This is a genomic window from Fusicatenibacter saccharivorans (assembly GCF_027667425.1).
Classification (GTDB): domain Bacteria; phylum Bacillota; class Clostridia; order Lachnospirales; family Lachnospiraceae; genus Fusicatenibacter; species Fusicatenibacter saccharivorans.
In genome coordinates this window covers 38,552-54,760 of sequence record NZ_JAQEGR010000015.1, presented here as the reverse complement: position 1 = coordinate 54,760, position 16,209 = coordinate 38,552, and the positions used below count along the sequence as shown (strand labels likewise).

Annotated in this window: 16 protein-coding genes; 15 read left to right on the top strand and 1 reads right to left on the bottom strand. The window is 49.2% G+C overall.

The window, feature by feature from the left end:
• Positions 1–13: 13 nt before the first annotated feature.
• The 15 genes from PGS38_RS13835 (at position 14) to PGS38_RS13765 (ending at position 14,261) form a co-directional block, all read left to right on the top strand.
• Positions 14–1,498, top strand: coding sequence for a glutamate synthase subunit beta (locus PGS38_RS13835; RefSeq protein WP_118750551.1), 1,485 nt, complete (start codon positions 14–16; stop codon positions 1,496–1,498).
• A 139-nt stretch (positions 1,499–1,637) separates the two neighbouring features.
• Complete coding sequence (gene glnA, locus PGS38_RS13830; RefSeq protein ID WP_270476381.1) at positions 1,638–2,969, top strand: type I glutamate--ammonia ligase; 1,332 nt, start codon at positions 1,638–1,640, stop codon at positions 2,967–2,969.
• 23 nt (positions 2,970–2,992) lie between these two features.
• Complete coding sequence (locus tag PGS38_RS13825; protein WP_022462354.1) at positions 2,993–3,541, top strand: ANTAR domain-containing response regulator; 549 nt, start codon at positions 2,993–2,995, stop codon at positions 3,539–3,541.
• 27 nt (positions 3,542–3,568) lie between these two features.
• A complete protein-coding gene (locus PGS38_RS13820) occupies positions 3,569–4,783 on the top strand; it encodes an LL-diaminopimelate aminotransferase (RefSeq protein WP_118750550.1) in 1,215 nt (404 codons plus the stop codon).
• Between the two features lie 166 nt (positions 4,784–4,949).
• Positions 4,950–5,099 (top strand): hypothetical protein, encoded by a 150-nt coding sequence (locus PGS38_RS13815; RefSeq protein ID WP_158555021.1) that lies wholly within the window; start codon positions 4,950–4,952, stop codon positions 5,097–5,099.
• Between the two features lie 194 nt (positions 5,100–5,293).
• Positions 5,294–6,622 (top strand): aspartate--tRNA(Asn) ligase, encoded by a 1,329-nt coding sequence (gene aspS, locus PGS38_RS13810; protein ID WP_270476380.1) that lies wholly within the window; start codon positions 5,294–5,296, stop codon positions 6,620–6,622.
• 39 nt (positions 6,623–6,661) lie between these two features.
• A complete protein-coding gene (gatC, locus tag PGS38_RS13805; RefSeq protein ID WP_022462350.1) occupies positions 6,662–6,955 on the top strand; it encodes an Asp-tRNA(Asn)/Glu-tRNA(Gln) amidotransferase subunit GatC in 294 nt (97 codons plus the stop codon).
• Positions 6,956–6,970: 15 nt separating this feature from the next.
• The gene (gene gatA, locus PGS38_RS13800; protein WP_118750549.1) at positions 6,971–8,431 is read left to right on the top strand and encodes an Asp-tRNA(Asn)/Glu-tRNA(Gln) amidotransferase subunit GatA; all 1,461 of its coding nucleotides are present in this window, start codon (positions 6,971–6,973) and stop codon (positions 8,429–8,431) included.
• A gap of 15 nt (positions 8,432–8,446) precedes the next feature.
• Complete coding sequence (gatB, locus tag PGS38_RS13795) at positions 8,447–9,883, top strand: Asp-tRNA(Asn)/Glu-tRNA(Gln) amidotransferase subunit GatB (protein ID WP_118750548.1); 1,437 nt, start codon at positions 8,447–8,449, stop codon at positions 9,881–9,883.
• Positions 9,884–10,046: 163 nt separating this feature from the next.
• Positions 10,047–10,259 carry a DUF378 domain-containing protein gene (locus tag PGS38_RS13790; RefSeq protein WP_118750547.1) on the top strand — a complete coding sequence of 71 codons (213 nt, stop codon included), beginning with the start codon at positions 10,047–10,049 and terminating at the stop codon, positions 10,257–10,259.
• Between the two features lie 114 nt (positions 10,260–10,373).
• Positions 10,374–10,523 carry a hypothetical protein gene (locus tag PGS38_RS13785; RefSeq protein ID WP_158568563.1) on the top strand — a complete coding sequence of 50 codons (150 nt, stop codon included), beginning with the start codon at positions 10,374–10,376 and terminating at the stop codon, positions 10,521–10,523.
• A 106-nt stretch (positions 10,524–10,629) separates the two neighbouring features.
• Positions 10,630–11,427: a GGDEF domain-containing protein gene (locus PGS38_RS13780; protein ID WP_243037557.1), complete on the top strand. Its 798-nt coding sequence runs from the start codon at positions 10,630–10,632 to the stop codon at positions 11,425–11,427.
• 434 nt (positions 11,428–11,861) lie between these two features.
• Entirely contained in the window at positions 11,862–12,662 is an 801-nt protein-coding gene (locus tag PGS38_RS13775) for a transporter substrate-binding domain-containing protein (RefSeq protein ID WP_330411495.1), read from the top strand.
• Between the two features lie 176 nt (positions 12,663–12,838).
• On the top strand, positions 12,839–13,528 hold the full coding sequence (locus PGS38_RS13770; RefSeq protein WP_117762276.1) for an amino acid ABC transporter permease: 690 nt from the start codon (positions 12,839–12,841) through the stop codon (positions 13,526–13,528).
• Positions 13,518–14,261 (top strand): amino acid ABC transporter ATP-binding protein, encoded by a 744-nt coding sequence (locus PGS38_RS13765; protein WP_118594491.1) that lies wholly within the window; start codon positions 13,518–13,520, stop codon positions 14,259–14,261. Before PGS38_RS13770 ends, PGS38_RS13765 begins: the two co-directional genes overlap by 11 nt.
• Positions 14,262–14,311: 50 nt before the next feature.
• On the opposite strand, the gene PGS38_RS13760 is transcribed toward PGS38_RS13765, so the two are convergent.
• The gene (locus tag PGS38_RS13760) at positions 14,312–16,099 is read right to left on the bottom strand and encodes an aminopeptidase P family protein (RefSeq protein ID WP_117805378.1); all 1,788 of its coding nucleotides are present in this window, start codon (positions 16,097–16,099) and stop codon (positions 14,312–14,314) included.
• Positions 16,100–16,209: the final 110 nt, after the last annotated feature.

The window sequence follows — 16,209 nt, the reverse complement described above, 5'->3', positions numbered from 1 at the left end:
AGGAAGAAGAATTATGGGTAAGCCAACTGGATTTATGGAATATCAGCGCAAGACGGGAAACACCGTTGCCCCGCTTGAGCGTATCAAAAACTTTAAGGAATTTCATCTGCAGCTCCCGAAAAAGGAACAGCAGATGCAGGCTGCCCGCTGTATGGCATGCGGTGTACCGTTCTGCCAGGCGGGAACCATGATTGCGGGAATGGCCTCCGGCTGTCCGCTGCAGAACCTCGTTCCGGAGTGGAATGACCTTGTGTATCTTGGAAACTATGAGCAGGCACACCGCCGCCTCACCAAGACAAACTGTTTTCCGGAATTTACCTCCCGTGTCTGCCCGGCACTCTGCGAAGCAGCCTGTACATGCAACGTAAACGGAGACCCGGTCTGCACGAAGGAAAATGAACGCGCGATCATCGAAAACGCATGGGCAACCGGCCTGATTACGCCGCAGCCGCCGAAAGTGCGCACCGGAAAACGCGTTGCCGTTGTAGGAAGCGGTCCTTCCGGCCTTGCAGCAGCGATGCAGCTCAACCGCCGCGGCCATTCTGTTACGGTCTTTGAACGCCGCGACCGCGTGGGCGGACTTTTACGCTACGGTATTCCGAACATGAAACTCGATAAGAGCGTCATCGACCGCCGTGTGGATCTGATGAAGGCCGAGGGCATCGAGTTTGTGACGAATGCTGATATCGGAAAAGATGTAAAAGCTGACAAACTCTTAAAAGAATTTGACCGTGTCCTGCTCTGCTGCGGTGCGGCAAATCCAAGAGATATCAAGGCAGAGGGAAGAGATGCAAAGGGCATCTACTTTGCTGTCGATTTCCTGACTTCCGTAACGAAGAGTCTTCTGGATTCCAATTTTGAGGATCATGCCTACATCGATGCCAAGGGCAAACACGTTGTTGTCATCGGAGGCGGCGACACCGGTAATGACTGTGTCGGAACTTCCATCCGTCTCGGTGCCAAATCTGTGACACAGCTTGAGATGATGCCGAAAGCACCGGATCAGCGTGCCGAGAACAATCCGTGGCCGGAGTGGCCGAAGATCTGCAAGACGGATTACGGCCAGGAAGAGGCAATCGCCGTATTCGGCCATGATCCGCGGATTTACCAGACAACCGTAACGGAATTTATCAAAAACAAAAAAGGTGAAGTCTGCCAGATCAAGACCGTAAAACTGACACCGAAAAAAGATGAGAAATCCGGCCGCATGATGATGGTTCCGGTTGAGGGAACCGAAGAGATTCTCCCGGCAGATCTCGTTCTTATTGCAGCAGGTTTTTTAGGATCCCAGAAATATGTGACCGATGCATTTAAAGTGGAAGTCAACCAGCGCACCAACGTGAAGACAGATGACGGAAAATACCAGACAACAAAAGAAAATGTCTTCACCGCAGGCGATATGCACCGCGGCCAGTCCCTGGTCGTATGGGCGATCCGCGAGGGACGCGAGGCAGCAAAGGCAGTCGATGAATCCCTGATGGGATACACGAATCTCTAAGTTTTTCTTGACAAAACACGCGAAAAACTGCTATAATATGCCCAAAACAAGGGTGTTTTTACGCAAGGTGTCTTTCTGCCCTGCCGCGTGAAAGCACCCTTTTCGTTTAGAATCGTCTTTGATAAAGGAGAGAATCGATATGGCAAAGTATACGAAGGAAGCGATCCTTCAGATGGCGGAGGAAGAAGATGTTGAATTTATCCGCCTGCAGTTTACCGATATGTTTGGAATGATGAAAAATATGGCCATCACCGCCGGACAGCTGGAAAAAGCCCTGAATAATCAGTGCGTTTTCGATGGCTCTTCGTTCGAAGGATTTGTCACCATCAAGGAAGCAGACATGTTTCTGCACCCGGATCTCGACACCTTTGCAATACTTCCGTGGCGTCCGCAGCAAGGAAAGGTTGCAAGATTGATCTGTGATGTGTATGATAGAGAGGGGAATCTTTATGCAAAGAGTTCCCGAACCATCCTTCAGAAGGTAATTTCCGAAGCGAAAGCGATGGGCTATGAGTTTGAAATCTCACCGGAGTGTGAATTTTTCCTGTTCCACACCGATGAGGACGGCGGAGCAACGAGTGTAACGCACGACAAAGGCGGTTATCTGGATCTTGGACCGCTGGACCTGGGAGAAAACGCGCGGCGCGATATGGTGCTGACCCTCGAAGAAATGGGAATCGACGTTGAGTCTTCCTTCCACGAGGTAGCGGCAGGCCAGCACGAACTGGATTTCTGTCCGGCTGCAGCACTTCGGACGGCAGATCAGCTGATGACTGCCAAATTTGCTATCCGTACGATTGCAAAACGTCATGGCCTTCACGCAACCTTTATGCCAAAACCAAAAACCGGAGTTCACGGATCGGGTCTTCATCTTTCCTTCTCCCTGTTTCAGGAGGGAAAAGATGTGTTTGCCGACAAATCCGATGAATACGGGCTCAGCAAAGAGGCATATTACTTTATGGGCGGACTGATGAAACACATCAGCGGAATCGCAGCGATTACCAATCCGCTTGTAAATTCCTACAAACGTCTGACACCGGGATACGGTGCACCGATCTACGTGGCATGGTCTGCAAAGAACAGAAGCCCGCTGATCCGCATTCCGCTGACGGGAGACGGTATCATGGCCATTGAGCTTCGATGCCCGGATTCGGCAGCCAATCCGTACCTGGCACTTGCTGTCTGCATGGCAGCAGGACTTGACGGTATCAAACAGAAAATCGTTCCGCCGTCCCCGGTGGACCGCAATATTTCCGATCTGACAGAAGAAGAACGAAACGCGATGCAGATCACCCTTCTCCCGGGAAGCCTTGGAGAAGCGGTCGCAGAGTTAAAGAAAGACGATTTTCTGTGTCAGGTACTCGGCCAGGAATTTGTGGATGGATATATCAATGCCAAAGAAGAAGAGTGGCATGAGTATCTCCGCCAGGTATCCGACTGGGAGACCGAGAAATATCTGTACCGTATTTAGACGACGAAGGGGCCTGAAAATGCATGAGCAGCATAGTGATAGTACTTCCCAAAATAGAAGATGGAAAGCGCATCCGGGATATTCTGGCAAAAAGAGGATATGAAATCGATGCTGTCTGTTCGACAGCGGCAGCGGCGCTCGGAGAGATGAACAACTTAAACGGCGGTATCGTCATCTGCGGCTACAAGCTCCCGGATATGTTTTTTACGGATCTGAATGAGTGTATGCCGTCCGGCTTCCAGATGCTTCTGATTGCATCGAGCCGCGCATTAAGTGCGGTGGAGGGAACCGGAATCATGGCGGTTACGATGCCGCTTTCCGTGTACGAGCTGGTCAATACACTGGAGATGATGCTGCAGAGTGCGGCACGGCGCAGAAAGAAAGAGCGTGCAAAGCCCAAGGTGCGCAGCGCCGAGGAACAGCACATCATCGATCGTGCAAAAAGCCTTCTGATCGAACGAAATCACATGACCGAGTCGGAGGCCCATCGCTACATGCAGAAATGCAGCATGGACAGCGGCACCAATCTGGTTGAAACGGCACAGATGGTGCTGACGCTTTTGACAGAGTAAGAAAAAGTGAAAAGGAGCGACATAATAATGTTCAAAATCAATGACAATTATCTGAAATTGCCGGGAAGCTATCTGTTTTCCACCATTGCAAAAAAAGTTGCAGCTTACACCGAGGCAAATCCGGACGCGAAAATCATCCGTCTTGGAATCGGCGACGTAACCCAGCCGATCGCACCGGCGATCATTGAAAAGCTGCACGGAGCAGTGGATGAGATGGGACACGCAGAGACCTTCCACGGATATGCACCAGATCTTGGATATGCTTTCCTTCGCGATACCATCGCAAAAAATGATTATCAGGACAGAGGATGCGATATCTCATCTGATGAAATTTTTGTATCGGACGGCGCAAAATGCGACTGCAGCAACATTCAGGAGATCTTCAGCCTGGACAACAAGATCGCTGTATGCGACCCGGTTTATCCGGTTTATGTAGACTCCAACGTAATGGCAGGCCGTGCCGGTGACTACGACGCAGCAACCGAGCGTTTCACGAATGTGATTTACATGCCGTGTACCGCAGAAAACAACTTCACTCCGGATCTCCCGAAAGAAACCCCGGATCTGATTTATCTGTGCTTCCCGAACAACCCGACCGGCGCTATGGTTTCCAAAGCCGAGCTGCAGAAATGGGTTGATTATGCAAATAAAGTAGGAGCCATCATCCTGTATGATGCTGCATACGAGGCATATATCTCAGAAAAAGACATTCCGCATTCCATCTATGAGTGCGAGGGTGCAAGAACATGTGCCATCGAAATGCGCAGCTTCTCCAAGAACGCAGGCTTTACCGGTATGCGTCTTGGATTCACCGTTATCCCGAAAGACATCAAATCCGGCGATATGACTCTGCACAGCCTGTGGGCACGCCGTCACGGAACGAAATACAACGGAGCTCCGTACATCATCCAGAGAGCCGGCGAGGCTGTTTACTCTCCGGAAGGAAAAGCACAGTTAAAAGAGCAGGTTGCTTACTACATGAAGAACGCAAAAGTCATCTACGACGGATTAAAGGGCGCAGGCTACACCGTATCCGGCGGCGTCAACGCTCCGTATATTTGGCTGAAAACACCGGGAAATATGACTTCCTGGGAGTTCTTTGATCACCTGCTTGCAGACGCAAACGTAGTCGGAACACCAGGATCAGGCTTCGGCCCGAGCGGAGAAGGCTACTTCCGTCTGACTGCATTCGGTACGTATGAGAATACAGTAGAGGCAGTGGAGAGAATCAAAAAACTGTAAATTGTGTGCGAAATACCAATAAAACGGAATTTCTGCGCAATTTTATAAACACGCGAAAAAATAATTTTGTATAGATAAAATTCATGAAAAATGCATTAGAATTTATATGAAATCCGTAAAAATTAGGTGTTTACAAATGCAAAACTGCTGTGCTATAATGCACAGTATGAAAAAGGCAGTGAAGGAAACTCCGTATGCGGAATCTGACAGGAAGCCGATGTCACCGACTGAGAGCATCAGCATGGAGGAAACATACAATGGGGAACATTCCGGAGCCGGTCTGCTGAACATGAGATCCGAACAGGAAATCAAGTAGGCAGATCCGTGATACGCGTTAAGTATAAATGAGTGGGCGTTTTCCCCCGGAAAACCGGAGAGAAAAACGCAATGCGGGTGGTACCGCGGGAACATAAAATATCCCGTCCCGGAACAGTAGTTAAAAAACTGTTCCGGGACTTTTTTATTTGAAAAAGCAATCCGGGACAGGCGAGAAAGAGAGGAGAACAAGACATGGGATTTATGACAGGCGTAAAGAAAAAAGAAGACATCTCCGTAAAAACTCTGCTGGAGACACCGGAAGGCACAGAAGTAAAACTCGAAGGAGCCGTACACATCATCCGTGACATGGGCGAGGTTGCCTTTGTCATCTTAAGAAAGAGCGAGGGACTCGTTCAGTGTGTGTACGAAGAAGGAAGCGTTGACTTCCCGCTGAAAGATCTGAAAGAGGAATCGGCAGTTGCCGTAACCGGAACGGTCAAAAAAGAGGACCGCGCACCGGGCGGCGTCGAAGTCAGGCTGCAGACCATCACCGTTCTTTCCGAGCCGACCGAGCCAATGCCGCTCGCAGTCAACAAATGGAAAATGAACACCTCCCTTGAAGCAATGCTGAACATGCGGCCGATCGCTCTTCGAAACGTCAGAGAGCGTGCAAAATTCCGCATCCAGGAAGGCGTGGTACGGGCGTTCCGTGATTTCCTTCATTCCCAGGGATTCACCGAAATCCATACACCGAAGATCGGCGCGAAAGGCGCTGAGGGCGGCGCAAACATCTTCAAGCTGGAATATTTCCACCGCCCGGCTGTCCTGGCACAGAGCCCGCAGTTCTACAAACAGATGCTCGTCGGCGTGTTTGACCGTGTCTTTGAAGTTGGACCGGTTTTCCGTGCAGAGAAACACAACACGAAACGTCATCTGAACGAGTATACCAGCCTTGACTTTGAGATGGGCTACATCGAGGATTACACCGACATCATGGCAATGGAAACCGGATTTTTACAGTACATGGTGGAGCTTCTTAAAAAGGATTACGCAAAAGAGCTGGAGATCCTGAAAGTTATGCTTCCAAAGACAGAAGAAATCCCAACTGTACCGTTCACGAAAGCGAAAGAGCTAGTAGCCGAGAAATACAACCGAAAGATCCGCAACCCGTTCGACCTTGAGCCAGAGGAGGAGCTTCTGATCGGCCAGTATTTCAAAGAGGAGTACGACGCAGACTTCGTATTCGTCACCGAATATCCGTCGAAAAAGAGACCGTTCTATGCGATGGACGACCCGGAGGATAAGAGATACACAAAGAGCTTCGACCTGCTGTTCCACGGTCTGGAGATTACAACCGGAGGCCAGCGTATCCACGATTACAAGATGCTCTCTGAAAAGATCGCAGCCCGCGGCATGACAGAAGAGGGCATGGAGCAGTACTTGAGTGCTTTCAAACACGGTATGCCGCCGCACGGAGGTCTTGGCATCGGTCTGGAGCGTCTGACCATGAAGCTGATCGGTGAGGACAACGTCCGCGAGACAACGCTGTTCCCGCGTGATCTTACAAGACTGGAGCCGTAAGCGGATCCTGCTGGAAAATAAAAAAGGAGAATGAGTGAAATGGCAAATGTGATTTCAGATGAAACGATGGAATATGTCGGCATCCTGGCAAAGCTGGAATTAAAGGATGAGGAAAAAGAATCCGCACGGCAGGATATGCAGAAAATGCTGGATTATGTAGATAAATTAAACGAGCTCGACACCAGCAAGGTCGAGCCGATGACCCACATTTTCGAGATGGGAAATGTATTCCGCGAGGATGAAGTAACCAATGGCGACGACCGCGATGCAATGCTTGCCAATGCACCGGAAGTCAAAGAGGGCCAGTACAAGGTTCCGAAAACGGTAGAATAGCAGGAGGAGATTGATATGGAAATCAAAGATATGACAGCAGTACAGCTTTCTGCCGCAATCAAAGAAGGAAAGATCACTGTAGCGGACGCTGTAGAAGCGTCTCTTGCGGCAGTCAAAGCATCGGAAGAATCAATTCACGCATTCCTTCTTGTGGATGAAGAGGGTGCAAGAGCACGCGCGGCAGAAGTGCAGAAGAAAATTGACGCAGGAGAGCTCACCGGTCCGCTGGCCGGCGTTCCGATTGCGGTCAAGGACAACATCTGTACGAAAGGTCTTGCGACGACGTGTGCGTCAAAGATCCTGCAGAACTTTGTTCCGACGTACGATGCAGAGGTTATCACACGGCTCGAAGAGGCGGGAGCCGTTATCATCGGAAAGACAAACATGGATGAGTTTGCGATGGGAAGTACGACAGAGACTTCCGCGTACGGCGTGACGAAAAATCCATGGAACACCGAACACGTTCCAGGCGGTTCCTCCGGCGGTTCCTGCGCAGCCGTTGCAGCAGGAGAAGTACCGATGGCACTTGGCTCCGATACCGGCGGATCGATCCGTCAGCCGAGTTCCTTCTGCGGCGTAACCGGCATGAAACCGACGTACGGCACCGTTTCCCGTTACGGACTGATCGCTTATGGTTCCTCCCTCGACCAGATCGGACCGGTCGCAAAGGATGTGACAGACTGTGCAGCACTGCTGCAGACGGTCGCTTCGTATGATGCAAAAGATGCGACATCGATGAAACGCGACGATTACGATTTCATGAGCGCTTTAAAAGAAGATGTCTCCGATCTGAAAATCGGTATTCCGAACAGCTGCTTCGGCGAAGGCCTGGATCCGCAGGTGAAGGGATCCATTTTAAAAGCTGCCGATGTCCTGAAGGCACGCGGAGCAGAAGTAGAGTATTTCGATCTCGACCTCATTGATTATGCCATTCCGGCTTACTACGTTATTGCATCCGCTGAGGCAAGCTCCAACCTGGAACGCTTCGACGGCGTGAAATACGGCTTCCGTGCCAAAGAGTACGAAGGACTCCACGATATGTATAAGAAGAGCCGTTCTGAGGGCTTCGGTCCGGAGGTGAAACGACGGATTATGCTGGGAAGCTTCGTCTTAAGCTCCGGTTACTACGATGCGTATTATCTGAAAGCACTGCGCACGAAAGCCCTGATTAAAAAAGAGTTTGACCGCGCATTTGAAAAATACGATATGATTTTAAGCCCGGCAGCACCATCGACCGCACCGCGTCTCGGGGAATCGCTTTCCGATCCGCTGCAGATGTATCTGGGCGATATTTACACCGTATCCGTCAACCTCGCCGGCCTTCCGGGCATCACCGTTCCGTGCGGCATGGATGACAAGGGGCTTCCGATCGGCATGCAGCTTATCGGAGACTGTTTCTCAGAGAAAAAACTGTTCCGTGCAGCATACACCTATGAGCAGGTACGCGGTGCATTCGGGCAGCCAGAAAAATGGTAAGGAGGAAGCAAAACAATGTCAAAACAGTATGAAACCGTCATCGGACTTGAAGTACATGTGGAGCTTGCGACGAGAACAAAAATTTTCTGCGGCTGCTCTACCGCATTCGGCGGTGCGCCGAACACCCACACCTGCCCGGTCTGCACTGGTATGCCGGGATCCCTTCCGGTATTAAATAAGAAGGTTGTCGATTACGCCCTGCGCGTCGGACTGGCTGCAAACTGCAAAATCAACCAGCTCTGCAAATTCGACCGGAAGAACTATTTCTACCCGGACAACCCGCAGAACTATCAGATTTCCCAGCTGTATCTGCCGATCTGCCACGATGGATATGTCGAGATTGACACCGCAGCGGGAAAGAAGAAAATCGGCATTCATGAGATCCACATGGAGGAGGATGCCGGAAAGCTGATCCACGATGAGTGGGAGGATTGCTCGCTCGTCGACTACAACCGAAGCGGCGTTCCGCTGATCGAGATTGTATCTGAGCCGGATATGCGCTCTGCGGAAGAGGTTATCGCTTATCTGGAAAAACTGCGTATGATGATTCAGTATCTCGGCGCATCCGACTGCAAACTGCAGGAGGGCTCGATGCGTGCCGATGTCAACCTTTCGGTCCGTGAGGTTGGAAGTGAGAAATTCGGAACACGTACCGAGATGAAGAACCTGAACTCCTTTAAGGCAATCGGAAGAGCGATCGAGGGAGAGCGTGCAAGACAGATCGAGCTGATCGAGGAAGGAAAAGCCGTTGTCCAGGAGACCCGCCGCTGGGACGACAACAAAGAGTATTCCTACGCGATGCGTTCGAAAGAGGATGCGAAGGATTACCGCTACTTCCCGGACCCGGATCTGCCGCCGGTGCACATTTACGACGAGTGGATCGACCGCATTGTGAAATCCATGCCGGAATTCCAGCCGGAAAAACAGGCACGCTACGTGGAGCAGTACGGGCTGCCGCAGTACGATGCGGGCATTCTGACCGGTTCCAAGAAGCTGTCCGATCTCTTTGAGGAGACGACGGCGCTCTGCGGCAAACCGAAAAAAGTGGCAAACTGGCTGATGGGCGAGACCTTACGTCTCTTAAAGGAGAACGGCCAGGAGCCGGAGGATCTGCAGTTTTCACCGAAGCATCTGGCATCCCTGATCGAACTGGCAGAAGCCGGATCGGTCAACAACCAGGTGGCAAAAGAGGTATTTGAGCAGATCTTTGCAGAGGATGTCGATCCGGAAGCATACGTCGAGGAGCACGGACTGAAAACCGTAAACGACACCGGCCTTCTGGAAGAAACTGCGAGAAAAGTTCTGGAAAACAACCCTGGCCCGGTAGAGCAGTACAAATCCGGAAAGACAAAAGTCCTCGGATTTCTGGTCGGGCAGGTCATGAAAGAAATGAAAGGCAAAGCCAACCCGGCAGCAGCAGGAGAGCTGCTGCAGAAGCTGCTGTCTGAATAAAGAAAACAGAATTGCACGAATGGAGGCCTGGAAATGGTCTCCATTTTTCAGCCCGAAAAATCAAAGAAAATGCATAATCTGCCTCCTTTTGGGAAATTCTTTATAAAGAAACCGGAAGAGATAAAAAGACGATACAAAATCCGGAAAAAGGAGGTTTCTTTACATGAAAGGACTGGATTACACCGCACTCACCGTTACAATCATCGGAGCCGTCAACTGGGGCTTGATCGGATTCTTCCGCCTCGACCTCGTCGCCCTGATCTTCGGAAACATGACGTGGCTGAGCCGCATCATCTACGCGGTTGTCGGCATCTGCGGCCTTTACCTGATCTCCGTCTACGGAAGAATTTCCGACCACGTACTGGGACAGGCGTAAGAACAGGAACCCTCTCATATACGCAGAGAAAGGCGGTATGAGAGGGTTTTCTTTTGCTGTTTTAGGAAGAACAAAACAAATATTGCGGCCCTCTGTATGGTTTTGAGCAGGGATATGGATCAGAAAAAGAAAAAATACCGGATGCTTCTGATGCAGCTTTCCTGTGCTGTTCTGCTGGCAAGTGATGCCGCAGCGTGGGCATTCCGCGGAAGTCCGGGGAGTCTGGAAAGAGGTATTGTGTATGTGAGTAACTATCTGGTTTGAATGTGATAGATCTTGCTGAATGGATTGCCCTTGCAGCAATTTTTATATTAATGTGCAGACGCAGAAATATCATATTGTAAAGACAACATCGCAGAGTGCAGCCCAAATGGGGGAATATGAGATCATAGACGATTTTGGCGGGCATGCGAAGTGCATGGCAGAGAAAATGTGCATGGAATCACAACTGGAAGAAACTGCTGCATTTATCGATCTCAATACGCTGGAAGAGCGGCTCGCCGGAAAAAACAGTATCATACACGAATTTATCGATAAAAAAACAGGCTGGTGCCGGAGCAGATTCATTCCTGTTGATTACGATGAAAATGGAAGGCTTCTGCATGTGCTGTTTTGTATTGAGTGTATCGAAGAAGAGAAAAAACGTGAGAACCGCTTGATTTATCTGGCACAGACGGATCTTATGACGGGATTGTATAACCGTGGAAGCGGGGAAAGACAGATTTCCCATCTGCTGCAGGAAAAAACAGGAGGTCTGCTTTGCCTGATTGATTGTGACAAATTCAAAACAATCAACGATACGTATGGACACTCGACAGGGGATAAGGTTATTATCGCCGTTGCAGAGACGATGCAGAAATCCTGCCGGGACAAGGACGTAGTTCTGCGCCTCGGGGGTGACGAGTTTGCAGTCTTTATGCCGGAAATGCGGGAGAAAGCGGCGGCAGAGAGATTTTTCGAAAGACTTTTTTATAACATCAGCCAGATTACGATTGCGGAAATGAAGGGGAAGCAGATAGAAATCAGCCTGGGTGCCTGTTTCTGCGAGGCATCGGAAGAAGTTTCTTTTGACCAGCTGTACAGAAAGGCGGACCGGGCAATGTATCAGAGTAAAAAGAAACAGGGATACAGTGCCTCCATTTATGAAGAATGGATGAAAAGCAATTAGAACAGGACAAGGCAGGAGAGATACCAGATGAACATCATTTGTGTAGACGACGAACAAATACAGAGGGACTGGAAGGGATGGAAGCCTTAAAGCTCTTCGGGAGCAGTGTGGAAGCCTAGGAATGGGCAAAGGAGCATCCGGTGCCGGGAAATTTGCGAGAAACATCAAAACGGAAGCAGAGTTTCCGAACTCTCAGAGGAATATGCTTTATCGGAAAAGAGCATTCAGCGGATCCTGCGCTGCACAGCAGCAGACGGAAAAAATACGGACTGAATACAAAAACGGAAAGACAGCCATGGAAGAACCCCCGGGCTGTCTTTTGTATTTCTGTTGCTTTTTTTCCGTTTTTCCTTGCATTTCAGAAAGATGCTGTTATAATAAGGGAAAGTGAATAAATATACATTACATGAGGAGAGAAGGAGATTATTATGAAAATGAATTTTGCAAAAAAAGCAACAGCACTTGCAATGTCCGTTTTGTTTGCTGTTTCGATGGCAGGCTGCGGAAGTTCTGCATCTACCGCAAAGAAAGTAGAAGTAACATCCGTAGAGGATCTGGCAGATCTGAAGATTGGTGTACAGACCGGAACAACAGGTGATTCTCAGGCGAGCGATGCCGTTAATGCAGATTCCCAGATGCAGCGTTACAACAAAGGCGCCGATGCTATTCAGGCACTGAAAAACGGAAAGATTGACTGTGTTGTCATCGATTCCCTGCCGGCAGAAAAATTCGTTGCAGCAAACGATGATCTGAAAATTGTAGAAGGCATTTTTGATACCGAAGAGTACGCGATGTGCTTCAAAAAAGGAAATGAGTTAAGAGACGAGTTCAACACTGCATTGGCAGAGCTGAAAGAGGACGGAACTCTTGATGAGATCATGAGCAACTACATTGGTGATGAAGTCGGCCAGCATCCGTATGAGTCCCCGGCAGACGTGGACCGTTCCAACGGAACGCTTACCATGGCAACCAACGCTGAGTTCGAGCCGTGGGAGTACAAAGAGGGAAATGATATCGTTGGTATCGATGCCGACATTTCCAAGGCAATCTGCGACAAGCTTGGTTATGAGCTGAAAATCGAGGATATGTCATTTGAAACCATCCTTGCATCTGTCAACAGTGGAAAAGCAGACTTCGGCGCAGCCGGAATGACCGTTACTCCAGAACGGGAAGAAAGCGTTGATTTCACGGATACTTATGCAGATGCAACACAGGTTGTCATCGTCAGAAAGTAATAACATAGTGATAAGGACTGCGAGAGTACGAAGTACGGGGCAATCTGGAATCAGGGGATAGAAACGAGCGGCTGTCCGCCAGACAAAAGGCGCGGCCGTTCGTTTTTCGATTGCGCTGTAAGGAAACTGCCGGTTGCAGATCCCGCAGTTAAAAACACAAAGGAGAGATGTGTCATATGGAAAATTTACATCATCAGTTCAACCGCTACTTTGTAGACAATGGTGCTACAGAATGGTGGCTGACCGGTCTGAAGACGACACTGCTTGTCACGGTGCTTGCGCTGTGCATCGGTGTTGTGCTCGGACTTCTTATCGCACTGATCCGCTCGACACACGAGCAGACCGGTAAATTAAAACTTCTGAACATCGTTGCGCGCGTCTATCTGACGATCATCCGCGGAACGCCGTCCATGATTCAGATCCTGTTTTTCTATTCGGTTATTTTTGCAACCGTAAACCTGAACAATATCGTGATCGGCGGAATCGCATTTGGTATCAATTCCGGTGCATACGTTGCTGAGATTTTCCGTTCCGGAATTATGTCTGTGGACAAAGGACAGACGGAAGCAGGACGAAGCCTTGGCTTAAATTCTGCACAGACCATGCGTCTCATCATCATTCCGCAGGCGTTTAAAAATGTTCTTCCGGCGCTGATTAATGAGATGATCGTGCTGTTAAAAGAGACTGCCATCATCGGCTATATCGGAACCATTGATATTACAAAGGCAGCGACCCTGGTACAGAGCCGTACGTACGATGCACTGGTTCCGCTTCTTTCCGCAGCGATTTTTTATCTGATTCTTGTTATGATTCTGACCTATTTCATGGGAAAACTGGAAAGGAGACTGCGTAAGAGTGACCACTAATGAAAAAGTATTAATCAAAGTTGAAAATCTGCAGAAGAGCTTCGAGGATAATAAGGTTCTGGACGGGATCAGTACAGAGATCCATCAGGGAGAGGTTGTCGCTGTCATCGGTCCTTCCGGTTCCGGAAAATCGACCTTTCTGCGTTCCTTAAACCGTCTGGAAATTCCAACCGGCGGAAAAATTTATTTCGAGGGCGTTGACATCACGGCGCCGGAAACCGATATTGACCATGTACGACAGAGAATTGGAATGGTATTTCAGCAGTTCAACCTGTTTCCGCATAAAACCGTCAAGGAAAATATCATGCTCGCCCCGGTGACATTAAAGCTGATGACACCGGAAGAAGCAGCGAAAAAAGCGTTGGAGCTCTTAAACCGCGTTGGACTGCCGGATAAAGCAGATGCTTACCCGGGAAGCCTTTCCGGCGGTCAGAAACAGCGAATCGCCATTGCACGCGCCCTTGCGATGAACCCGGATGTCATGCTGTTTGACGAGCCGACCTCCGCACTCGACCCGGAAATGGTAGGGGAGGTTCTTGAAATTATGAAGGAACTTGCTGAATCAGGCATGACGATGGTTGTCGTAACACATGAAATGGGTTTTGCAAGAGAAGTGGCAACCCGCGTGATCTTTATCAACGAGGGAAATATTCAGGAGGAGAATACGCCGCAGGAGTTCTTCGCAAATCCGCAGCATCCCCGGCTCAAAGAGTTTTTATCGAAAGTATTATAATAAAAAACGCTGTTCTGTATCATCAAAACACAGAACAGCGTTTTTGCATCTTATTTGGAAATCGGGCGGGTGGCTTCTTTCAGCCACTCTTTTTCGTCTCCTTCTAGATAAGGAGAAATCTTTTCATATACTTCTTTGTGGTAGTTGTTCAGCAGTTCCACATCTTTTTCGGTCATATACTGTGTGTCAATACCGTCAAGATCGATCGGAACCATGGTAACGAACTCAAAGCACATGAACTGGCCGTACATGTTCTTTTCTGCTTTGCGGCAGAGCATCAGGTTCTCAGTACGGATGCCGTGGCTTCCTTCGATATAGATACCCGGTTCATCGGAAGTAAGCATGCCCTCCTCAAGAACGGCGTTTTCCATCCGCTCCGGAACCATTTTCCAGCGGAAACCGTTTGGACGCTCATGTACATTTAAAAGATAACCGACACCGTGGCCGGTTCCGTGATTGAAGTCAAGACCTCTCTCCCAGAATGCCTGTCTTGCAAGGTAATCAAGGTTGATACCGATGCAGCCGTGGAGGAATTTTGCATTTCCAAGACGAAGGGTTCCCATCGCAGTGATGGTGAAATGTTCTTTTTCTTCCTCGGTCAGCGGTCCAACTACGATTGTTCTGGTAATATCGGTCGTTCCCTCATAATACTGTCCGCCGGAGTCCACTAGGTACATGCCTTTTGGCTGCAGAACAGAGAAATTGTCTTTCGTTGCCTGATAATGGCACATAGCAGCATTCGGGCCGTAAGCGGAAATCGTTCCGAAACTTGGCTCAATAAAGCCTTCCTGCTCCTTCCGGAAGGATTCCAGTTTTTCAGCAACGGAAACCTCATCCATTGGGATCTTACCGATATTCTTCTTTAACCAGTATACGAAACGGGTAACGGCAACGCCGTCTTTGATGTGGGCTTTTCGGATGTTTTCCATCTCAACCGGTGTTTTGACTGCTTTTAAAGAAGAAGCCGGGTTCATGACATTGACAATCGTATTGCTGCCCATGACACTCTGGCAGATCGTGTAGTTGACTTTGGCTTTTTCCAGAAGAATGGTTTTTCCTGTGATGCCGGAAACAAAATCATAAACAGCATCGTATGGATGAAGGGAAATGCCAAGATCAGCAAGATACTGTTTTACTTTCTCATTTAAGGTTTCTTCCTGAATGAACAGATGACTCTCGGTTTCTGTCAGTACGAGATAGGAGAGAACAACCGGGTTGCATGGAATATCGTTTCCACGGATATTCAGCATCCAGGCGATATCATCCAGTGCAGTCAGAATATGCACTTCGGCACCGTTCTCTTTCATCTTTTCGCGTACTTTTGCAAGACGCTCCGCAGCGGATTCACCGGTATATTTTGCATCAAGGATCCACACGGGTTCTGCGGAAAGTGCCGGGCGGTCCGACCAGATCTCACCGATCAGGTCGCTTCGATAGGAAAGAAAACGCTCCGGAAGTGTTTTCTCCAGTGCTTCGCCGAGCATTTCATTGACAACGCGGCCGTCAAAACCAATGGTCATGCCCTCTTTTGTATTTGCCGCCAGGTATTCCTCTACCGTCGGAACGCCTTCCTGGCCCATTTTCATTAAGGTAACGCCGGTTCCGGCAAGTTCTTTGGCTGCCTGTACGAAGTAGCGGCCATCGGTCCAGAGGCACGCTTCGTCCTGCGTAATCACAGCAGTTCCGGCAGAACCGGTAAAACCGGTAATATACGTTCTTGCTTTAAAGTAAGTTCCTACATATTCGGATTCATGATAATCGGCGGTCGGAACCAGATAAGCGTCCACGCCGTATGCTCTCATTTTTTCGCGGAGAGCAGCTAATCTTTCTGGTATCATAGTTTTTTCCTCATCTTTCTTTTCGAAAAATAATGTCGACATTTTTAAATGGGATGCCAACGTTTTTATTCTATCACATTTTCCAAATCTGTCAAAGTGATGATTGAGAA